We start from the raw sequence: 21,079 nt of genomic DNA, 5'->3' as shown, positions 1-21,079 counted from the left end.
CGATCAGGAATCGTCCCCTTTGCATTCGCAGCCGCAATCAATGTTATAATAGGACGGAAGAAAGGGTGGATACATAATGAAATCGCTCGTATTAGCCGAAAAACCGTCCGTGGCTCGCGAAATTGCGCGGGTGATGGGCAGCAGGGAAAAGCATAAGGGATATTTTGAAGGCCCACAATATATCGTGACTTGGGCGCTGGGGCATTTGGTCGGCCTTGCCGAACCCGAAGATTACGACCATAAGTACGCAACTTGGAACCTGGAGGATTTGCCGATTTTGCCGAAAACGATGAAGCTGAAGGTGCTTCGTGAAACCAGCCATCAGTTCAAGATCGTGCAGTCGCTGACCAAACGCCAGGACGTGAACAAGCTGATCATCGCCACCGACGCGGCGCGCGAAGGAGAGCTTTTGGCCCGGTGGATCATGAAAATGTCCCACTGGAACAAACCGTTCCAGCGCCTGTGGATTTCCTCGCAAACCGATAAAGCGATCAAGGAGGGGTTTGCTTCGCTGCGTCCGGGCAACCAGTTCGACCGTTTGTACGAGTCGGCGCGCTGCCGGGCCGAAGCGGACTGGATGATCGGGCTGAACGTCACGCGCGCATTGACCGTCAAATTCGGGGCGCAGCTGTCCGCAGGGCGGGTGCAGACCCCGACGCTGGGAATGATCATGAACCGGGAAAATGAAATCGTGAACTTCCGTTCGGAGGAATACGATACGCTGAAGGCGGATTTTGGCAGCTTCACGGCAACCTGGCGCGGCAAAAACGGAGACGCCCGCATCTTCGAACGCCAGCAGACCGATACGATCAAAAAGAAGCTCGAAGGACAATACGGCAAAGTAACCCAAGTAAAAAAATCGGAAAAGGTCGAGCCGCATCCGCTTGCTTACGACCTCACCGAACTTCAGCGGGACGCGAACCGCAAATACGGCTTTTCCGCGAAACAGACGTCCAACGTGCTGCAGCGCCTGTACGAGCAGCATAAGCTGGTCACCTACCCGCGAACGGACAGCCGGTATTTAACGTCGGATATGGTTCACACGCTGAAGGAACGCCTGGAAAGCGTGGCCGTCGGCCCGTATGCGCAGCTGGCCCGTCCGCTTTTGCGCAAAAACCTGCCAACGTCCAAACGGATCGTCGACGATTCCAAGGTCAGCGATCACCATGCCATCATTCCGACGGAAGAGACGGTGCTGCTGAACCAGTTAAGCACGGAAGAGCGCAAGCTGTACGATTTGATCGTGCGCCGGTTTATCAGCCTGTTTTATCCGCCTGCGCGTTATGACAACGTCAGCGTGGTCGTGCAGGTCGAAGGAGAGCAACTTCACGTCAAAGGCACCACAATCAAGGATGCCGGTTGGCGCGAAGTGTACGGCGCGGATGCGGATGATTTGTCCGACGACGACAACGACGGGGATGACGACGACAGTCCGGTATTGCTCCCCGAGCTTCGCGAGGGCGATTCGGTGAAAGTGCAGCGCGTGCACGTCCAGAAAGGAAGAACGCTTCCGCCGAAGCGTTACACCGAAGCCAGCCTCCTCTCGCAGATGGAAAAGCATGGACTTGGAACGCCTGCAACGCGGGCCGACATCATCGAGAAGCTGATCAACTCCGACACGATCGAACGCCAAGGCAACCTGCTGCATCCAACGGGAAAAGGAAAACAGCTGATCGAGCTGGTGGCGCCCGAGCTGCGCACGCCGGAACTGACCGCCCGCTGGGAAGCCGAGCTTGAAAAAATCGCCCGCGGCCAAGGCAAACCCGACCCGTTTATCGAGGGCATTCGCAAAATGTCCAAGGAATTGGTGTCCGAAGTCAAAAACAGCTCTGCAGGCTATAAGCCGCATAACGTCTCGAACAGCCACTGTCCGCAGTGCGGAACCCGGTTGCTCGAGAAAAAAGGCAAACGCGGCAAAATGTTGGTATGCCCGAGCGAGGACTGCGGCTACCGCCGTTCGGACGAAAAAAGGCTGTCGAACCGCCGCTGCCCGACATGCCACAAAAAAATGGAGCTCAAGGAAGGCAAGGCCGGCATGTACGTGCAGTGTCTGCCCTGCGGCTTTACGGAAACGCTCAATAAGGACCATAACCATGTCAACAAAAAAGAAGCGCGCAAGCTTGTTGAAAAATACGCCAAACAAGAATCTGCGGCCGTATCCAATCTGGGTGAGCTGCTGAAGGCCGCCATGGAGCAGAAAGACGGCAAATAAGGAAGGTTTTTGATCCATAATGGCTGTATGCGACAAGGGAACACGGAATCGTTTGGAGTTTGTCCATTGTTTCCGCCCGAACGCGGATTTATAATGGAAGTAGGCAGTAAGAACGGAGGTGGTTGCCCGGGTGAGAACAGCCCTTTGGGTATGGTTTATTTTCATCAATGCAGTGGGCTACCTGGTCATGTCGGAAGACAAGAAAAGGGCAAGAAACAGGCGCGACCGCGTGCCGGAAAAAACGCTGTTTTTGCTGGCGGCCATCGGCGGGGCGCTTGGCGTATGGATCGCCATGTACCGCAAACGCCATAAAACCCGCCATTTAAGCTTCCGAATCGGCATCCCTCTGCTGCTGTTTATCAATGCCGTTCTTTACGCCTACTTTTTAAGGTGAGTTTTGGCTTCAATGGAGGCAACAGCATTTTGCCGGGCATCATCGCATTTTCTTTCTGTTATAACGGTAGCGGAGTTTTATGACTCGTAACGCTTGCGCTAAAGTTTACTCTTTCGTCTAAAGGTTTAATAAAAAGGGACGGTACTTAAGCTTTAGCCAAAGTTGCGGCGGTTCTACAAAAAGAGAAAGAAGAGGTGGGTTCACATGTTATTCTCCAAAATCCTTCTGGCATACGACGGTTCCAAAGCTTCCAACCGGGCGCTCGACCGCGCGGCGGAACTCGCGCAAGCGGTTCCCGGCTCGGTTATCCAAGTCGTGCATGTGTTCGATTTTCCGCGCGTGTTTATCGGCGAGGGGCTCGCTCCGATTCCCGCCTCCGTGAACAAGGATTATTACGACCTTGCGGAACAGACGATCGAGGAAGCGAAGAAGCGGCTGAACGACGCGGGCGTCAATTACAGCACGGAGCTCATTCAGGGCGCGCCTGCGGAAACGATTTTGAAATATGCCGGAGATCATGATTCGGACGTAATCGTCATCGGCAGCCGGGGACTTGGCGGAATCCGTGAATTCGTGCTCGGCAGCGTCAGCCATAACGTGGTGCAGCATGCGCGCATACCTGTTCTTGTGGTCAAATAAAGTGAAAATATGAAAAATGTAAGCCAGTGTGCCGGATTCGAACGGTATGCTGGCTTGCTTTTTAGATGGATGGACGAAAAAACGAACATTATAATCGTTATTGATTCAATTGTTCGTGTTTGAGTTGACATGTGATGTAGGGGATTGTTAAACTGTAGGTGTAAGCCGCCTCATTCGGTGGACTTCGACAATCATCAACCATTTTCAACTAAAAATGACTCGTATAACGCCGGGGATAAGGCCCGGAAGTTTCTACCCGGAAACCGTAAATTTCCGGACTACGAGGGAATACCGCTAGGAGAGGCTGAAGGCCTTTTTTCGGTCTTGGCGTCTGTCTTTTTGCCCGCGAGTTTTTCGGCGCGCCTTGCGTATTCCTGACATGGTCCGGTATCCTGAAAATCGACATTTTCCTGGGACCGGGCCTTTCGTTCTTTTCCGGCTTTCACTAGATCAAACGCTTCACTTTAAAGACACACGCGCTTTGGCAAAAACCACAAAGAAAGTAGGTCGAAAACATGTCAGCATCGGTTGCAGTGATCATGGGCAGCAAATCGGATTGGGAAACGATGCAGCACGCTTGCATGGTGCTCGATGAATTAAACATTCCATATGAGAAAAAGGTCGTTTCCGCGCATCGCACGCCGGATTTGATGTTTTCCTATGCGGAGGAGGCCGCGCAGCGCGGGATTAAAGTCATTATCGCCGGGGCAGGCGGAGCCGCGCATTTGCCGGGGATGGTCGCTTCCAAAACGGTGCTGCCGGTGATCGGCGTGCCGGTGCAGACGAAAGCGCTGAACGGCTTGGATTCGCTGCTGTCGATCGTGCAGATGCCTGGTGGCATTCCGGTGGCGACGGTAGCGATCGGGCAAGCCGGGGCGACCAACGCGGGACTGTTGGCGGCCCAAATCATCGGAGCATCGGACCCTGTGATCCAGAACCGAGTACAGGCACGGCGGGATCACATCCGCAATGAAGTGCTGGAAAGCAGTGATTCGTTATGAGCAGCGTACAGCAAAGCCAACCTCAAGCGAAAACGCTCCTTCCGGGGGCGACGATCGGCGTATTGGGCGGAGGGCAGCTTGGACGGATGATGGCGCTCGCCGGAACGGCGATGGGCTATCGGTTCGTAACGCTCGACCCGACTCCCGATTCCCCGTGCGGACAGGTGACGCCGCAGATCGAAGCGGGCTACGGCGATGAAGAAGCTGCGCGGAAGCTGGCTGCCGGGTCGGACGTCATTACGTATGAATTCGAAAACGTCGACGCGGGCGTCGCCGCCCTGCTGGAACGGGAATCCTACGTGCCGCAAGGCAGCGCTCTGCTGTATACGACGCAGCACCGGCTGCGCGAAAAACAAGCGATCGAAGCGGCGGGCGTTCCTGTCGCCCCTTATCGCGAAGTAACCGATTTGCAAAGCCTGATCATCGCGGCCGGAGAGCTCGGTCTCCCCTGCGTGCTGAAAACGGCAACCGGAGGGTATGACGGCAAAGGGCAAGCGGTTATTCGCACGGCAGACGAATTGGAGACGGCATACCGGGAGCTGGAGGCATCCGGGAGAGAGCTGGTTTTGGAAAAGTTTATCGCTTTCGCCGCCGAAATTTCCGTTATCGCCGCTCGCAGCCCGAAAGGGGAAATCAAAAGCTTTCCCGTATCGGAAAACATTCACGTGAACGGTATTTTGCATCTGTCGATCGTCCCTGCAAGAGTCGAGGAAAGCATTCAGCGGGAAGCGCGGAAGCTGGCGGAACGGCTGGCGGAAAGCCTGAACGTGGCCGGACTTCTGGCCGTCGAGATGTTCGTGGCGGAGGACGGCGGACTGTACGTCAACGAAGTCGCGCCGCGTCCCCACAACTCCGGGCATTACACGATGGAAGCATGCGCCACCTCGCAGTTCGAGCAGCACATCCGGGCGATTTGCAACCTCCCGCTGGGCGATACGACGCTGCTCAGCCCGGTCGTCATGGTGAATGTGCTTGGACAGCATTTGGAAGAAGCCGTGAAGCTGGCAGGCGTTTCGGATCCTTCGCTGAACGAATTCGGCGTCGTGCCTAAGCTTCATTTATATGGAAAGACTGAAAGCAAGACCGGCCGCAAAATGGGCCATATCAACGTATTGTGCAAAGACGTCCAGCATGCGCTGGATTGGGTAGAACAAACTCATATTTGGAGGCAAGGATAATTCATGATCGAACGTTACAGCAGACCGGAAATGCGGGCCATTTGGACCGAGGAAAACAAGTTTAAAGCTTGGCTGGAAGTCGAGCTTTGCGCTTGCGAGGCGTGGGCGGAGCTCGGCGTCATTCCGAAGGAGGACACCAAGCTGCTGCGGGAGAACGCTTCTTTTAATATCGACCGTATCTACGAAATCGAGCAGGAAACGCGCCACGACGTGATCGCTTTTACGCGTACCGTGTCCGAAAGCCTTGGGGCGGAGCGCAAATGGGTGCATTACGGCCTGACCTCGACCGACGTGGTCGATACGGCGCTCGGCTACCTGCTGCGGCAGGCAAACGAGATCATCGAGCAGGATTTGATCCGCTTCATCGACATTTTGAAGGACAAAGCGATCGCCTACAAAGACACGCCGATGATGGGGCGCACGCACGGCGTACACGCCGAACCGACAACGTTCGGACTCAAAATGGCTTTGTGGCATGAAGAAATGAAGCGGAACCTCGAGCGTTTCCGCCACGCGGCGAAAGGCGTGGAATTCGGCAAAATTTCCGGCGCGGTCGGCACATACGCGAACATCGATCCGTTTGTCGAAGAGTTCGTCTGCCGCAAGCTGGGTATCAGCCCGGCCCCGATTTCGACGCAAACGCTGCAGCGCGACCGCCACGCCGAATATATGGCAACGCTAGCGCTGATCGCGACGTCGATGGACAAATTCGCGACGGAAATCCGCGCCCTGCAAAAGAGCGAGGTTCGCGAGGTGGAAGAAGCTTTCGCAAAAGGCCAAAAAGGTTCGTCGGCCATGCCGCATAAACGCAATCCGATCGGCTGCGAGAACATTTCCGGCCTGTCCCGCGTCATCCGCGGCCACATGGTCACGGCGTACGAAGACGTGGCGCTGTGGCATGAACGCGATATTTCGCATTCCTCGGTGGAGCGCATCATTTTGCCGGATGCAACGATGCTGATCAACTACATGCTGAACCGCTTCGGCAATATCGTGAAAAATTTGACGGTATTCCCGGAAAACATGAAGCGCAACATGAGCCGCACTTTCGGCGTGCCGTTCTCCGGACGCGTCATGACCAAGCTGATCGACAAGGGCTTCAGCCGCGAGCAGGCGTACGACACCGTGCAGCCGCGCGCAATGCAGGCATGGGAGGAGCAGCGCCAATTCCGCGAGATTATCGAGGCTACGCCGGAAATTACGAGCGTGCTGAGCGCGGAAGACATCGAAGACGCGTTTAACCCTACCTGGCATTTGAAGCATGTGGATACGATTTTCAAGAGACTTGGTTTGGTATAAAGAAAAAAAGTGGATCAACATTGGACTTTTGATTTTAATGAGGCGAAAGTAGCGAAGGGGACGGAATCGTTCTGAAGAAGCGTTAGCGCTCGCCTAAAAGCTTTCCGTAGGAAAGCTAGCATCGAAAGCAAATGCTTTGTGAGCGGATTTCTACCATAATAATGTAGGTTGAATCATTGAAATCCGGGAACAACAGCGATCGGAAGAACGATCCGTAACCGCAGCGGTCAACTTCGCCAATAAGCTAATTTCAGTGTTGATCCACAACATGGGGAGGATTCACATGACATCACCGGCCGTATCCACCGCAGTGGAACTTGTTGATGCGCCGCTGTTTTACAAAGGCAAGGTTCGCGAGCTGTACGATCTGGGGGAACATACGCTGATCGTTGTCACGGACCGGATATCCGCGTTTGATTACGTGCTCGAGCCCGCCGTGCCGGAAAAAGGAAACGTCCTGAACCGGCTCAGCGCCTTCTGGTTCGACCAAACCCGGGAGCTGATGGATAACCACGTAGTGCATACCGATGTGGAGCGCCTGGGCGAGATTGCAAAGGACAAAACGCTTCTGAAGAACCGGATCATGGTCGTCCGCAAAGCGAAGCGCATCGATATCGAATGCGTGGTCCGGGGTTATATCACCGGAGGCGGATGGAAGCAGTATCAAGCGACGGGCGAGATTAACGGGATCAAGCTTCCCGAGGGCATGCGGAAAAACGAAGCTTTTCCGGAGCCGATCTTTACGCCGGCCGCGAAAAACGACGTCGGACACGACGAAGACATTTCGATGGACCGGATGAAAGAGATGGTCGGCGAGGACCTTGCCCTCGAGCTGCAGGAGAAAAGCCTGAAGCTGTACAGCTTTGCCAGAGATTACTGCGCGGAGCGCGGCATCATTTTGGCGGATTGCAAGTTCGAATTCGGTATTTTGGACGGCCGGGTCATCCTCATTGACGAAATTTTCACTCCGGATTGCTCCAGGTTTTGGGCCAAGGAAAAATATGCGCTGGACATCGAGATCGACAGCATGGACAAGCAGCCTGTCCGCACGTACCTGGCGTCAACGACGTGGGATCAAAACAGCCAGCCACATCCGCTTCCTGCGGATGTGGTAGAGGAAACCACCCGCCGGTACCAGGACATTTATCATCGGTTGACCGAGCGGGCGTAAGGCCGCTTAGATATTTTTCTTCAAAATATAGTATTTATCATAAGCTCATTCTATCGATCTAACCTGAGGAGGAACTAGAGGAATATGTTGAAAGCTACGGTCTATGTCACGATTAAGCAGGGCGTACTTGATCCGCAAGGCGTTGCGGTGCAGGGAGCGCTGCATTCGATGGGTTTTCAGGAAGTAGAGAGTGTGCGCATCGGCAAATATATGGAGCTTAGCCTGGACACGAATGACCGTGCCGAGGCCGAGCGCCGCGTCAAAGAGATGTGCGAAAAGCTTTTGGCGAACACGGTGGTTGAGGATTACCGTTACGAATTGGAGGGCTAACATCCATGAAATTTGCAGTTCTCGTTTTTCCTGGCTCCAACTGCGACATCGACTGCTACAAAGCGGTGCAGGAAGTTGGAGAGCCTGTCGATTACGTGTGGCATACCGCGACCGATCTTTCCGCATATGACTGCATTTTGGTTCCGGGCGGATTTTCGTATGGCGACTACCTGCGCTGCGGGGCGATTTCCCGGTTTGCGCCGGTCATGAACGAAGTGGCGAAAGCCGCGGAAGAGGGCAAATACATTCTCGGCATCTGCAACGGATTTCAAATTTTGACGGAAGCAGGATTGCTGCCCGGCGTACTGCTTCGCAACAACTCGTTGAAATTCCGCTGCCATGACACGGTGCTTAAGGTCGTGAACAATAAAAACCCGTTTACGAACGATTTTGCGCCGAACGAAGAGATCGTCATCCCGATCGCGCATGGCGAAGGCAATTATTATTGCGACGAAGAGACGCTGAAAGAGCTTCAGCAAAATAACCAAATCGTGTTTACGTACAAAGACAATCCGAACGGCTCCCTGGCCGATATTGCCGGCATTTCGAACAAACGAGGCAACGTCGTCGGCATGATGCCGCATCCGGAGCGGGCGGTCAAGGACCTGCTCGGCTCGGCGGACGGAAAACGCATGTTTACATCAATCCTGAAAGCTTGGAGGGATACCCATGGCACAGCAAGTGTCCGCTAAGGAACCGACCGCACAGCAGATTGCGGAACAGAAAATTTATCAGCAGTTTGGCGTATCGGACAGCGAATACGAACTGATTTGCTCGTTTATGGGCCGCCTTCCGAACTACACGGAGATCGGCGTTTTCAGCGTCATGTGGTCCGAGCATTGCGCCTATAAAAACTCGAAGCCGCTGCTTCGCCGCTTCCCGACCAGCGGACCGCGCGTCCTGATGGGACCGGGCGAAGGCGCGGGCATCGTCGACATCGGCGACAACCAAGCCGTCGTGTTCAAAATCGAAAGCCATAACCACCCGTCGGCGGTTGAACCTTACCAAGGCGCAGCGACTGGGGTAGGGGGCATTATCCGCGATATTTTCTCGATGGGCGCAAGACCTGTTGCCCTCTTGAACTCGCTTCGTTTCGGCAAACTGGCGAGCGATCGCGTCAAATACTTGTTTGAACATGTCGTTTCCGGCATCGCGGGGTATGGCAACTGCATCGGCATTCCGACCGTGGCGGGCGAAGTGATGTTCGACAACAGCTATGACGGCAATCCGCTCGTTAATGCGATGTGCGTCGGCCTGATCGATCATGACAAAATCCAGCGCGGCGTCGCCAAAGGCGTCGGCAACCCGGTATTTTACGTCGGACCTCCGACGGGCCGCGACGGCATTCACGGCGCGACATTCGCCTCCGTTGAGCTGAGCGAAGAGTCGGAAGCCAAGAAAACGGCCGTTCAGGTCGGCGATCCGTTCATGGAAAAACTCGTGATGGAAGCCTGCCTCGAACTGATCGACACCGGCATCGTGCTCGGCATCCAGGATATGGGCGCGGCGGGCCTCACCTGCTCCAGCGCGGAAATGGCGAGCAAGGCGGGCAACGGCCTCGAGCTGTATCTGGACCAGGTGCCGCAGCGCGAAGAAGGCATGACGCCTTACGAAATGATGCTTTCCGAATCGCAGGAACGGATGCTTTTCGTCGTTGAACCGAAGGACGAAGCGCAGGCGATGGAAATTTTCGAGCGTTGGGGCGTCATCTGCGCCAAAGTCGGCAAAGTCACCGACGACGGACGTTTGAAGCTGTTCCATCATGGCGAGCTGGTCGGCGACATGCCGGTACAGGCGCTTGTCGACGAATGCCCTGTATATGAGAAACCATCGAGCGTGCCTGCTTATTATGTAGAAAATGAAAACGTAGATACGCTGCGTTATAACGAAGTCAAAGATTTGGGCGGCGCCTTGAAAAAGGTGCTGGCTTCCCCGACCGTAGCGAGCAAGGCGTGGGTGTACAACCAATACGACTATATGGTCCGCACCAGCACGGCGGTGCGCCCGGGTTCGGATGCGGCGGTGATCACGATCGACGGCACGCGCAAAGGGCTCGCCATGACGACGGACTGCAACGGCCGTTACGTGTACCTCGATCCGGAAGTCGGCGGCAAAATCGCCGTCAGCGAAGCAGCGCGCAACATCGTTTGCTCCGGAGCGGAGCCGCTGGCGATTACGGACAACCTGAACTTCGGCAGCCCGGAAAAGCCGGACATTTTCTGGCAAATGGAACGCGCGGTCGACGGTATGGCCGAAGCCTGCCGCGTGCTGGATACGCCGGTCATCGGCGGCAACGTCAGCTTGTACAACGAAAACGCAAGCGGCGCGATTTACCCGACGCCGGTGGTCGGCATGGTCGGCCTGCTGCATGATACGGACCATATTACAACCCAAGGCTTCAAACAGGAAGGCGACGTCATCTTCCTGCTCGGCGACACGAAAGCCGAACTTGGAGGCAGCGAATTCCAATATGCCGTTCACGGCGTGACGGAAGGACGTCCTCCGGCATTGGATTTGAATACGGAGAAAACACTGCTTGCAGGTGTGCTCGGCGCCATTCAAGGCGGACTCGTGCAGTCCGCGCATGATTTGTCCGAAGGCGGCCTCGCGGTCGCATTGGCGGAATCCTGCATCAGCGGCTCCGTAGGCGCCCAAGTATCCCTTAGCACGGAATTGCGCAGCGATGTGGCGCTTTTCAGCGAATCGCAATCCCGCATTCTGCTGTCTGCAAGCCAAGAACTAGCCGACAAGCTGGAGGCGTATTTGACCGAACGCGGAGTACCCGTGGTACGGATCGGCTCTGTCGGCGGCGAAAGTCTCGTAGTGACGATTAACGACGCGCAGGCATTGAACGAACCGGTGGCAGGACTGCGCCAAGTCTGGGAGGATGCGATCCCATGTCTCATGAAATAGCATCTCAGCCGCTGTGGACCGGAGACTATTATAACGAAGGAGCGGGCAAAGAAGGCCTGTTCGACAAATTAAAAGAGGAATGCGGCGTATTCGGGGTGTATGGACACCCCGATGCCGCATCCCTTTCCTATTACGGGCTGCACGCCCTACAGCACCGCGGGGAAGAAAGCGCCGGGATTTGCGTCAGCGACGGGGAGGAGTTTCATTTTCACCGCGGGATGGGTTTGGTGAAGGAGGTCTTCGACAAAGACCTGTTGTCGTCTCTTACCGGCTCCATTTCCATCGGCCATGTCCGTTATTCGACCAGCGGCGACAGCAAGCTGGCGAACGCGCAGCCGCTTGTGTTCAAATACCGCGCAGGCGATCTCGCCGTGGCGACGAACGGCAACATCGTCAATGCGCCGCAAATCCGGCGCGAGCTCGAGGAAAGCGGCTCCATCTTCCAGACGACCAGCGACACCGAAGTGATCGCGCATCTGATCGCCCGTTCCTCGAAGGACTTGGTCGAGGCGGCCAAGGACGCGTTTAACCGCATCGTCGGCGGTTATGCATTCCTGATCATGACCAACGACAAGCTGCTGGTAGCCTCCGATCCTCACGGGCTGCGTCCGCTCAGTATGGGCAAACTCGGCGATGCGTACATTTTTGCTTCCGAGACTTGCGCGTTTGAGACGATCGGCGCGGAATTCGTGCGCGATATCGAGCCGGGTGAGCTGCTCGTGCTGGACCGCGAAGGACCTCATGAGGGACGTTTTGACGAGAAAAAACACCGCAAAGCGCTGTGCGCGATGGAATACATCTATTTTGCCCGTCCCGACAGCGACATGAACGGCTCGAACCAGCACGCGGCGCGCAAGCGCATGGGCAGTCAAATGGCGCTCGAATCGTTTGTCGATGCGGACATCGTGACCGGCGTTCCGGATTCGAGCATTTCGGCGGCCATCGGTTATGCCGAGCAAACCGGTATTCCTTACGAGCTGGGCCTCATCAAAAACAAATACACCGGCCGGACGTTCATCCAGCCGAGCCAGGAGCTGCGCGAGCAGGGCGTGAAGATGAAGCTGAGCGCCGTCCGCCGCGTAGTGGAAGGGCAGCGCGTCGTCATGATCGACGACTCGATCGTGCGCGGCACGACCTCGAGACGGATCGTCAACCTGCTCCGCGAAGCGGGCGCCGTCGAGGTGCATGTGCGGATTACGTCTCCGCCGTTCAAAAATCCTTGCTTTTACGGCATCGACACGCCGGACCGGCGCGAGCTGATCGCTTCGTCACGAACCGTCGAAGAAATTTGTCGCGAGATCAATGCGGATTCGCTGGCGTTTTTAAGCCCGGAAGGCTTGATCACGGCGATTGCGGGCAATAACGAGGCGGATTATAAAGGCGGGCTCTGCATGGCGTGTTTTGATAACGATTACCCGACGCGCCTGGATTTCGACGGCGAAGAGAAGTTCGGTTGCGGCTGCTGATCGGATCATGCAGGGCTTGAGGCTCGAAAGTTCAATATATAAAACATTTATCTCGTATACTTTAAAGCCTGTAATCGGAATTCTTTCATAAAAAAGCAAATTCCTGACTTTAAGCTGCATTTATCAATTCATATTATCCATTGGAAGGGAAGTGTCGTGGGAAGTGTCTGAAGCCTACAAAAACGCCGGCGTCGATATCGCGGCAGGGAATGAAGCGGTAGAACGCATGAAAAAGCACGTGAAACGGACGTTCCGTCCCGAAGTGATGACCGATCTCGGCGGCTTCGGTGCATTGTTCGGATTAAACAAGGATAAATATGAGGAGCCGGTGCTCGTGTCGGGCACGGACGGGGTCGGCACGAAGCTGAAAATCGCTTTTGCGATGGACCGCCATGATACGATCGGGATCGACGCTGTCGCCATGTGCGTGAACGATATCGTCGTGCAGGGCGCCGAGCCGCTGTTTTTCCTGGATTATCTTGCATGCGACAAAGTCGTGCCCGAAAAAATCGAAGCCATCGTGGCCGGCATCGCCGAGGGCTGCCATCAGGCGGGTTGTGCGCTGATCGGCGGCGAAACGGCTGAAATGCCCGGCATGTACGCCGAAGGCGAATACGACATTGCCGGCTTTACCGTAGGCGTCGTCGACAAAAGCAAAATCATTAACGGCGCGGACATCGCCCCTGGAGACGCGGTGATCGGACTTTCGTCCAGCGGCGTGCACAGCAACGGCTTTTCCCTGGTCCGCAAGCTGCTTCTGGAGCAGGAAGGCTACAGCCTGCAGGATTCGGTTCCGGAGCTCGGAGGCACTTTGGGAGACGCGCTTCTCGCGCCTACAAAAATTTACGTCAAACCGCTGTTGGCCCTTCTGGAGCAGCTGCCGGTCAAAGGCATGGCGCACATCACGGGCGGCGGATTCATCGAAAATATTCCACGGATGCTGCCGGATGACGTCAACGTCGACATCGAATACGGCTCCTGGCCGATTTTGCCGATCTTTGAGCTGATGCAGCGTAAAGGTTCCATTTCCAGCCGGGATATGTTTACGACCTTTAATATGGGTATCGGCCTTGTGCTTGTTGTCAAGGCTGAAGACGCAGAGAGAGCGGTCGCCTTTTTGAAAGAACAAGGGGAAGAGGCTTATCTCATCGGCAAGGTGACTGAAGGCGAATCCATCGTGACGTTTACGGGAGCTGAAGTTTAATGGGCGTTTACCGTATTGCCGTCTTTGCCTCGGGCGAAGGCAGCAATTTTCAAGCGTTGGCCGAAGCGGCAAATGCAGGCAAGCTGGGCGGGGCGGAGATCGCGCTGCTCGTTTGCGACAAACCTTCCGCTCCCGTCGTGGGCCGGGCCGAGCGGCTGGGCATTCCAGCTTTTCTGTTCAAACCGAAGGATTACGACTCCCGGGAAGCTTATGAACGTGAAATCGTCGAACAGCTTGAAGAGCATCGCGTGGATCTTGTCGTGCTTGCGGGATACATGCGGTTGTTGACACCCGTCATCGTCGAAAAATACGCCGGGCGCCTCATCAACATCCATCCGTCGCTGCTGCCGGCTTTTCCCGGCAAAGATGCGATCGGACAGGCTTTGGCATACGGCGTGAAGGTGAGCGGGGTTACGGTTCATTTTGTCGATGAAGGGATGGATACCGGACCGATTATCGCTCAGGCGGCGATTCCGATCGCTTCGGGCGAAACGTCCGAGTCTTTTGCGGAGGCGGTTCATGCGGTAGAAAGAGAACTGTACCCCGAGGTCGTATCCTGGTTTGCCCAAGGACGGGTCAAGCTTGAGGGTAGGCAGGTTACGGTTTCGAATTTTTAAAGGCGATGATTGCGCTTCACAAAGACGACAAGTTCGGCTATGGAATGTGAACAATCCGATGTTTTGTCATGATGGGCATGTTGAGGGAGAGAAACACGGAGACCATTCGATATTTCTCGGGAAATAAAAGACGATCACCCGAATGTTAGCGTATTACGCGAGGATGATGGAGAATCGGCTTGCGAAGCCGTGATGGAAGGGACTCCACCATTCTCTACGACAAAGGAGGAGCATATTGTGGGTATTAAAAGAGCGCTGGTAAGCGTTTCGGATAAAAAGGGCATCGTAGATTTTTGCCGCGAGCTGTCTGCACTTGGCGTGGAAATCATTTCGACGGGAGGAACAAAAAGCCTGTTGGCGAAAGAAGGCGTGCCGGTCATCGGCATTTCCGACGTGACGGGATTTCCCGAAATTTTGGACGGTCGCGTCAAGACGCTTCATCCCGCGGTTCACAGCGGCCTGCTGGCTATTCGCGACAGCGCGGAGCATCAACAGCAGATGAAGGATTTGGGGCTGGGTTACATCGACCTCGTCGTCGTCAATTTGTATCCGTTCCAGGAAACGATCGCCAAACCGGATGTGACGTATGAAGACGCCATCGAAAACATCGATATCGGCGGACCGACCATGCTCCGTTCGGCTGCCAAAAACCATGCGTTCGTGACGGTCGTCGTTGATTCGGGCGATTACGGCACCGTGATCGAGCAAATCCGCGAGCAAGGGGATACGACCCTGGACACGCGCAAACAGCTTGCAGCCAAAGTCTTCCGCCATACCGGCGCATACGACGCCCTGATCGCCGATTATTTGTCGAACGTGACCGGCGAGCCGCTTCCGGAGCGTTTTACCGTGACCTACGAAAAAATCCAGGATCTCCGCTACGGGGAAAATCCGCATCAAAAAGCGGCCTTTTACCGCAAACCGCTGGCTCCTTCCGGCACGCTAACGACAGCCGAGCAGCTTCACGGCAAGGAATTGTCTTACAACAACATCAATGACGCCAATGCGGCGCTGCAAATCGTGAAAGAATTCGACGAGCCGGCGGTCGTCGCCGTGAAGCATATGAACCCTTGCGGCGTAGGCGTGGGCGAAAGCATTTTTGAGGCTTATGAAAAAGCGTACAGCGCGGACCCGACCTCCATTTTCGGCGGCATCGTCGCTGCGAACCGGATCATCGACAGCGATACCGCGAAGCTGCTGAGCGAAATTTTCCTCGAAATCATCCTTGCGCCGGGCTTCACCGAGGAAGCGCTCGACATTTTGACGAAAAAGAAAAACATCCGTCTGCTCCAAATGGGCGAATTCGGTTCCTCCAGAGAACGCAAAAGCAGCTTTGTCGTCACGTCCATCGACGGCGGCATGGTGGTGCAGGAAAGCGACGTTCACGCGCTGGATGAGGCTGACCTCAAGGTTGTGACCGACCGCCAGCCGACGCCGGAAGAACTCAAGCAGCTGCTGTTCGGATGGAAAGTCGTGAAGCACGTCAAATCCAATGCGATCGTGCTCGCTGCGGACAACATGACCGTAGGCGTTGGCGCCGGACAGATGAACCGCGTCGGTGCGGCGAAAATCGCCATTGAGCAAGCCGGAGAAAAAGCAAAAGGCGCAGTGTTGGCCTCGGATGCGTTTTTCCCGATGGGCGACACGTTGGAACTGGCAGCGAAGGCCGGCATCACGGCGGTCATTCAGCCGGGTGGATCCATCAAGGACGAAGAGTCGATCAAAGTCGCAAACGAGTACGGCATCGCCATGGTGTTTACGGGCGTTAGACATTTTAAACATTAATCATAATTGGGCGAACGGCCAATGTTACGGTAAACAATAGAAAAGTAGCGAAGGGGACGGAATCGATTCTTGCTGAGCAACAGCGATCGTAAGAACATTTCACCCGGCTGCCTTCATTCCCGTACCGTCATTGGTCAACTTATACTATAAAAGCCGGACTCGGCATATCAGTAACGACATATGAAACTTCAGATCGGGCTCCGCCTGCTGCGTTTGAAAGCGAAAGCGGGCGGAGCCTGAATAATATTTTTGGATAATTTACGGGAGGCGGAACATGGATATTTTGGTCATTGGCGGCGGCGGACGCGAGCATGCAATCGTCTGGGCGCTGCGGAAAAGCCCCAAAGCGGGGACGATATACTGCGCGCCGGGAAATGCCGGCATCGGGCAAATCGCGGAGTGCGTGCCGATTGCCGTACATGAATTCGACAAGCTGACCGCTTTTGCAAACGACAAAAATATAGGCCTGGTCGTTGTCGGACCGGATGATCCGCTCGCGGACGGCATCGTCGATGCGTTCGAAGCGAAAAACATTCCGGTGTTCGGACCGCGCAAAAACGCGGCGGAAATCGAAGGCAGCAAAACGTTCATGAAAGACTTGCTCCATAAATACGGCATCCCGACCGCAGCTTACGAAAAATTCGACAACCATGAAGCCGCTTTGGCTTATTTGAATACGCAGCAGGCGCCGATCGTCATCAAAGCGGACGGGCTTGCGGCAGGCAAAGGCGTAACCGTCGCCCGCACGATGGAGGAGGCGCAGCAGGCGCTGCACGACATCATGGTCGCCAAAGTGTTCGGCGAGTCGGGCGCACAGGTCGTCATCGAGCAGTTCCTCGAGGGCCAGGAGATGTCGATTTTGTCCTTCGTCGACGGGGAGACGGTACGTCCAATGCCGGCGGCTCAGGACCATAAGCCGATTTTCGACGGCGACCGCGGGCCGAATACGGGCGGGATGGGCACCTATTCGCCGCTGCCGCATATCGATCCGGCCATCGTGGAGAAAGCGATCGAAACGATCATCAAACCGACCGCCAAAGCCTTGGTGGCCGAAGGCCGCCCGTTCCGCGGCGTGCTGTTTGCGGGGCTGATGATCCAGCCGGACGGAACGCCGACGACGGTCGAGTTCAACGCCCGTTTTGGCGATCCGGAAACGCAGGTGGTGCTGCCGCGGCTGAAAAGCGATCTCCTCGACATCTTCCTCGCGGCCGTAAACGGCACATTGGCCGATGTCGACATCGAATGGAGCGACCGCGCCGCCGTCTGCGTCATCCTCGCTTCCGAAGGTTACCCGGCTTCTTATCCGAAAGGGCTGCCGATTGACGGTCTTGAACCGTCCGCGGACGAAGAAGATGCGGTCGTGTTCCATGCCGGCACGGCTTTGAACGGGCAAGGACAATACGTTACGAGCGGCGGGCGGGTGCTCGGCGTTGTCGGACTGGGCGCCGATATTGCCGAAGCTCGCCAAAAAGCATATGAAAAGGCGGAGCGGATTACGTTTGAGGGCAAGCAGAACCGCACCGACATTGCCGCAAAAGCGTTGGTATAAAGAATTAACAACTCATTTTTAAGAGAATATATGAGATCAAAAAAAGGAGTCTTCGTCATCGAAGGCTCCTTTTTTGTGCTGCACCAATGTTATTGTCTTCTACACGAATAAGCGTAAATTCCAAAGTGTTAATTTATCTTGTATTTATCCGTTGTTTATCTGGAATTTACTTTTCATAGATATAATTCAATATATTACTTTTTCTTACTTAATATACAATGTTGCTTAATTTGTTTAAGACAGCATGAGCAAGTAATCCCAGTCGTTCGTTTGCTGTTCCGCTATGCCGAAGAGCGTCGCACCAATCCCGGCGGCTCCTTCAAGAAGGCCTGCCTTGGTTAGCCATCGTATCGTATCATCCGCAGCCGGCTCGGCATCCGTGAAGCCGAGTGGATGGCTTGGATCGAAACGCTGCAGCAATTCGGCGCTTAATTGATGGATCAAAGGTTCGAGTGCCGGTTCCTTGCTGTTATTCCACATGCGCCAACACATTAGAAGCAATCCGGACAGACCGTGGCATATGGAAGGGGAATTTATATTATTTTGTTCGCATTCGTATTTAACGGATTGGATGAAGGAGCGAAGAGCATGCTGCTTTAATTCTATGTTGTTTAAGCTCTTCGAAGCCGTATATAATGCGCATGCGACCCCGGGTGTACCGTAGCACCAAGCTTCTCTTTGACGCTGTAAGTTATGCTTCGAGTCATTTTTATAGTATTCGAAAGGAATCATGTGGGGCCAATAGGTCCCGTATTCGTCTTCCCCCTGTACATCGAGCAGCCACTCAGCAATACATTCAATGGCTCCATACTGCCCAGGTAGTTCGATTCCGCTATTATAAGCGGTGGATAATAAAGCGAGAGGGCCAGGTATGCCATGCGCCATTCCACAGTTAAGGCTGCCCGTTGGAAACCGTTGTCTGTCTCTTTCCATGAGGTGGAGTTTGCTGGGCGTAAACCAGCCCGGAACCGTTTTGCCATCCAAACGGATCGGCTTTGTCAGATCGATAAGGAAGTTAATCGTCGGTTCGATTAAAGGGGATAAATTGGGATCAGATGGATTCTTCAGCAGATATCTGCCTAAACCGGCAGCACCCGATATGGTGTCGAACATTTCGACCGGAACCCCGTTTTTTTGTTTCATTAGCTCCGTGCTGGTTTGAAGCCGTTCTTCAATCAAAGGCGCCATCCATTGATGGATCTGATTCAAAAATTGATTATAAAATTCGCCATGATTTGATGCGGCCAACACCGAAGAGGCAATACCGGTCCACCCGCTAAATAATGAAATATCGCGCGTTCCATACTTGGCAAGATAAGATTGGATTTCAAGCAGATTCGAATGAATAGCTTCTTGCCAATCGAACGTGTCGTCCATTTCACGCCATAAAGATAAAAGATGAATATTTCCCGGATAACCATGAGATAACGAAATGTCCCCCCAAGGGAAAAGTTCGGAATCCGTGATGACATTGCCTTTGGAGTGAACGGCTTCAAATACGGATTTGGGGTCTCGTAGTCGTACAGCAATTTCTTTGCTGATCTCCTTTGCTTTTCTAGGCAAGCGCTCGGAATGATGCTCTTTGACAATGGATATATCATTTTTCATGAGGTTTATCCTCCTTTAACTGCTCTATCTAATTATGGTAGAACATTTTTCTTCTGTCCTTAAAACGCAATTAAATGTTAATTAATAATTTTTTAATAGATATTCTTTATTTAAGAAATAATTAAGTTGCAAATAAAGACTATTTAATAAATGGAATAATATAATCGAATTGTAAATATAAAGGAGGTGAAATGCTATGAAAACCCAGTTTGATCTGGACTTGCAAGTAGCTAAAAACGAGGTTGCTCCGAAAGACGTACAACCTGCCAGCGGCTTAATCTGTACTCCATCTTGTTTGACTGGAACACTCAACTGTAAAATCAGCTTGTCTTTCTGCAGAACTTGCTAAAGGTAATGCAGACATGCAACCAAAGATATACGGTCAGAAGACACGGTTTGTTCAAACCGTGTCTTTTTCTCACATTTTATTAAATAAAAGGAGACTAAGAGAATGGGATTGTCCAATGATTTAAAAGAACAATCCGTCATCATAAGCAGATGTATAGCGCAAAGAGTCGTTCATCTGCCATTTATAGAAAACGCTGTTATGAAATCTGCCAACTTGTCTCCTTCCAGAGGCCAAGCCCCTTGGAATCCGGCTTCATTGGCCGACGGCATACCCGGAATATGGCTGCTTTTTGCGGAGTGGGACCAGCTTGAACCGGAGAACGGATGGAAAGAACGGATTCACCATCATGTACTGTCTTTATTCGAAAACATGGCGCTCAGGACTTCTGACCTTACGCTTTTTTCGGGAGTAACAGGGTTATCCTATGGATTATTAATAGCATCTGATCAGCGAAGCAATTATTCACAGGCACGCGCCAATCTTAATTATGTTATTGCAAGCCATTTCACAAACCATACGTTGGAAGCTTCGGGTTTGGATGCGCTGGAGATTATCAATGGTTTAAGCGGCGCAGGAAGATATATACTGGAAAGCTATCAAGATGAGGGCATATGTGAGATTGCCGAGCCCTTTTTTGCCATGTTGGTTAAGGAAGCGCATTCATTCATGGACGGTATTCGCTCCAGCGCGCCGGACACGATCCGACTGGGCATGGCTCATGGTCTTGCGGGGACTCTTGCACTATTGGTTACGGCTCTTCACAAAGGTTTTGAAGTGGAAGGTTTACATATTGCAATTGATCGTATGGCCGATTATTTGGCCCAGCAAATTCGCAGAGACCGATTCGGGTTGTATTGGCCTGTTTCTCCCGGGCGAAATCAGCAGTGGAGTAAAGAAGAAAGGGAGGAAACGAGGGAGATTGAAGGATGGTGTCACGGCACGTTAGGGATATCCGTTACGTTAATGAGAGCGGGCATCATTTGCGGCAGGGAACCGTGGAAAGCGCTAGCCGATGAAGCTGCAAGGTCTGTTTTTAGGGTCGGCGACGATGAACTGAACGCGATGACTCCTTCGTTTTGTCATGGCCTTGCAGGTTTACTGCATTTGTCGAACTTCGTTTATAACCTATCCGGCAATGAAGAGGCCGCCCTGTTTTCCGATCGGGTGGCTGGTAAGCTGATCCGGATGTTTGATGAATCTCTTCCCTTCGGTTATCAAGACTTGGAGGACGCCGTCAGCATTGACAATCCAGGCCTGCTTCAAGGGGCCGTCGGCATTGCTTTAAGTTTACTTGACTATGGGAGGTGGGATGATCCGAAATATTTGGGGAAATGGAAGGAAGTATTTCTTGTTTCATGACATGG

The 21,079-nt window shown here is 53.8% G+C and carries 18 protein-coding genes and 1 riboswitch; of the genes, 17 read left to right on the top strand and 1 reads right to left on the bottom strand.

All coding sequences use genetic code 11. From position 1 onward, the window contains the following. Positions 1-76 precede the first annotated feature (76 nt). From RJP21_RS29645 to purD, 15 genes are all read left to right on the top strand, one after another. Positions 77-2,212, top strand: a complete 2,136-nt coding sequence (locus RJP21_RS29645) for a DNA topoisomerase III (RefSeq protein WP_310862395.1) — start codon at positions 77-79, stop codon at positions 2,210-2,212. 130 nt (positions 2,213-2,342) lie between these two features. Beyond that, positions 2,343-2,606, top strand: coding sequence for a DUF1294 domain-containing protein (locus RJP21_RS29640; RefSeq protein ID WP_160045055.1), 264 nt, complete (start codon positions 2,343-2,345; stop codon positions 2,604-2,606). A 204-nt stretch (positions 2,607-2,810) separates the two neighbouring features. Beyond that, a complete protein-coding gene (locus RJP21_RS29635) occupies positions 2,811-3,245 on the top strand; it encodes a universal stress protein (RefSeq protein ID WP_160045054.1) in 435 nt (144 codons plus the stop codon). A gap of 199 nt (positions 3,246-3,444) precedes the next feature. Beyond that, a riboswitch (purine riboswitch) is annotated at positions 3,445-3,546 on the top strand. Between the two features lie 214 nt (positions 3,547-3,760). Then, complete coding sequence (gene purE / locus RJP21_RS29630) at positions 3,761-4,246, top strand: 5-(carboxyamino)imidazole ribonucleotide mutase (RefSeq protein WP_160045053.1); 486 nt, start codon at positions 3,761-3,763, stop codon at positions 4,244-4,246. Next, positions 4,243-5,424 (top strand): 5-(carboxyamino)imidazole ribonucleotide synthase, encoded by a 1,182-nt coding sequence (gene purK, locus RJP21_RS29625; protein ID WP_310862394.1) that lies wholly within the window; start codon positions 4,243-4,245, stop codon positions 5,422-5,424. Before purE ends, purK begins: the two co-directional genes overlap by 4 nt. 3 nt (positions 5,425-5,427) lie before the next feature. Further along, a complete protein-coding gene (purB, locus tag RJP21_RS29620; protein WP_310862393.1) occupies positions 5,428-6,723 on the top strand; it encodes an adenylosuccinate lyase in 1,296 nt (431 codons plus the stop codon). Positions 6,724-7,006: 283 nt separating this feature from the next. Further along, positions 7,007-7,894, top strand: coding sequence for a phosphoribosylaminoimidazolesuccinocarboxamide synthase (locus RJP21_RS29615; RefSeq protein ID WP_310862392.1), 888 nt, complete (start codon positions 7,007-7,009; stop codon positions 7,892-7,894). A gap of 84 nt (positions 7,895-7,978) precedes the next feature. Beyond that, a complete protein-coding gene (gene purS, locus RJP21_RS29610; protein WP_160045049.1) occupies positions 7,979-8,224 on the top strand; it encodes a phosphoribosylformylglycinamidine synthase subunit PurS in 246 nt (81 codons plus the stop codon). A gap of 5 nt (positions 8,225-8,229) precedes the next feature. Continuing rightward, positions 8,230-8,916 (top strand): phosphoribosylformylglycinamidine synthase subunit PurQ, encoded by a 687-nt coding sequence (purQ, locus tag RJP21_RS29605; protein ID WP_160045048.1) that lies wholly within the window; start codon positions 8,230-8,232, stop codon positions 8,914-8,916. Further along, positions 8,894-11,137 carry a phosphoribosylformylglycinamidine synthase subunit PurL gene (gene purL / locus RJP21_RS29600; protein WP_310862391.1) on the top strand — a complete coding sequence of 748 codons (2,244 nt, stop codon included), beginning with the start codon at positions 8,894-8,896 and terminating at the stop codon, positions 11,135-11,137. Before purQ ends, purL begins: the two co-directional genes overlap by 23 nt. Continuing rightward, entirely contained in the window at positions 11,122-12,603 is a 1,482-nt protein-coding gene (gene purF, locus RJP21_RS29595) for an amidophosphoribosyltransferase (protein WP_310862390.1), read from the top strand. Before purL ends, purF begins: the two co-directional genes overlap by 16 nt. 163 nt (positions 12,604-12,766) lie before the next feature. Next, complete coding sequence (purM, locus tag RJP21_RS29590; protein ID WP_310862389.1) at positions 12,767-13,807, top strand: phosphoribosylformylglycinamidine cyclo-ligase; 1,041 nt, start codon at positions 12,767-12,769, stop codon at positions 13,805-13,807. Continuing rightward, on the top strand, positions 13,807-14,424 hold the full coding sequence (purN, locus tag RJP21_RS29585; protein WP_310862388.1) for a phosphoribosylglycinamide formyltransferase: 618 nt from the start codon (positions 13,807-13,809) through the stop codon (positions 14,422-14,424). The genes purM and purN overlap by 1 nt, the downstream gene beginning before the upstream one ends. A 237-nt stretch (positions 14,425-14,661) precedes the next feature. Next, the gene (purH, locus tag RJP21_RS29580; RefSeq protein WP_310862387.1) at positions 14,662-16,209 is read left to right on the top strand and encodes a bifunctional phosphoribosylaminoimidazolecarboxamide formyltransferase/IMP cyclohydrolase; all 1,548 of its coding nucleotides are present in this window, start codon (positions 14,662-14,664) and stop codon (positions 16,207-16,209) included. 274 nt (positions 16,210-16,483) lie between these two features. Further along, on the top strand, positions 16,484-17,758 hold the full coding sequence (purD, locus tag RJP21_RS29575) for a phosphoribosylamine--glycine ligase (RefSeq protein ID WP_310862386.1): 1,275 nt from the start codon (positions 16,484-16,486) through the stop codon (positions 17,756-17,758). Between the two features lie 234 nt (positions 17,759-17,992). On the opposite strand, the gene RJP21_RS29570 is transcribed toward purD, so the two are convergent. Beyond that, positions 17,993-19,366 carry a lanthionine synthetase C family protein gene (locus RJP21_RS29570; protein ID WP_310862385.1) on the bottom strand — a complete coding sequence of 458 codons (1,374 nt, stop codon included), beginning with the start codon at positions 19,364-19,366 and terminating at the stop codon, positions 17,993-17,995. Between the two features lie 196 nt (positions 19,367-19,562). Between RJP21_RS29570 and RJP21_RS29565 the strand changes: the two genes are divergently transcribed. Together RJP21_RS29565 and RJP21_RS29560 are read left to right on the top strand one after the other, a co-directional pair. Beyond that, positions 19,563-19,715: an FDLD family class I lanthipeptide gene (locus RJP21_RS29565; protein WP_310862384.1), complete on the top strand. Its 153-nt coding sequence runs from the start codon at positions 19,563-19,565 to the stop codon at positions 19,713-19,715. Between the two features lie 102 nt (positions 19,716-19,817). After that, on the top strand, positions 19,818-21,074 hold the full coding sequence (locus tag RJP21_RS29560; protein WP_310862383.1) for a lanthionine synthetase C family protein: 1,257 nt from the start codon (positions 19,818-19,820) through the stop codon (positions 21,072-21,074). Positions 21,075-21,079: the final 5 nt, after the last annotated feature.

This window comes from Paenibacillus sp. VCA1 (assembly GCF_031583795.1).
Taxonomy (GTDB): Bacteria; Bacillota; Bacilli; order Paenibacillales; family Paenibacillaceae; genus Paenibacillus_AQ; species Paenibacillus_AQ albilobatus.
Note: the sequence above shows the minus strand (reverse complement) of the source record. Positions and strands in the feature narration are given on the sequence as shown.

Excerpts from the sequence above, each read along its gene's own strand:
- RJP21_RS29645 (WP_310862395.1), top strand. The coding sequence starts at position 77 with ATGAAATCGCTCGTATTAGCCGAAAAACCGTCCGTGGCTCGCGAAATT.
- RJP21_RS29635 (WP_160045054.1), top strand. The coding sequence starts at position 2,811 with ATGTTATTCTCCAAAATCCTTCTGGCATACGACGGTTCCAAAGCTTCC.
- purE (WP_160045053.1), top strand. The coding sequence starts at position 3,761 with ATGTCAGCATCGGTTGCAGTGATCATGGGCAGCAAATCGGATTGGGAA.
- purK (WP_310862394.1), top strand. The coding sequence starts at position 4,243 with ATGAGCAGCGTACAGCAAAGCCAACCTCAAGCGAAAACGCTCCTTCCG.
- purB (WP_310862393.1), top strand. The coding sequence starts at position 5,428 with ATGATCGAACGTTACAGCAGACCGGAAATGCGGGCCATTTGGACCGAG.
- RJP21_RS29615 (WP_310862392.1), top strand. The coding sequence starts at position 7,007 with ATGACATCACCGGCCGTATCCACCGCAGTGGAACTTGTTGATGCGCCG.
- purS (WP_160045049.1), top strand. The coding sequence starts at position 7,979 with ATGTTGAAAGCTACGGTCTATGTCACGATTAAGCAGGGCGTACTTGAT.
- purQ (WP_160045048.1), top strand. The coding sequence starts at position 8,230 with ATGAAATTTGCAGTTCTCGTTTTTCCTGGCTCCAACTGCGACATCGAC.
- purL (WP_310862391.1), top strand. The coding sequence starts at position 8,894 with ATGGCACAGCAAGTGTCCGCTAAGGAACCGACCGCACAGCAGATTGCG.
- purF (WP_310862390.1), top strand. The coding sequence starts at position 11,122 with ATGTCTCATGAAATAGCATCTCAGCCGCTGTGGACCGGAGACTATTAT.
- purN (WP_310862388.1), top strand. The coding sequence starts at position 13,807 with ATGGGCGTTTACCGTATTGCCGTCTTTGCCTCGGGCGAAGGCAGCAAT.
- purD (WP_310862386.1), top strand. The coding sequence starts at position 16,484 with ATGGATATTTTGGTCATTGGCGGCGGCGGACGCGAGCATGCAATCGTC.
- RJP21_RS29570 (WP_310862385.1), bottom strand. The coding sequence starts at position 19,366 with ATGAAAAATGATATATCCATTGTCAAAGAGCATCATTCCGAGCGCTTG.
- RJP21_RS29565 (WP_310862384.1), top strand. The coding sequence starts at position 19,563 with ATGAAAACCCAGTTTGATCTGGACTTGCAAGTAGCTAAAAACGAGGTT.
- RJP21_RS29560 (WP_310862383.1), top strand. The coding sequence starts at position 19,818 with ATGGGATTGTCCAATGATTTAAAAGAACAATCCGTCATCATAAGCAGA.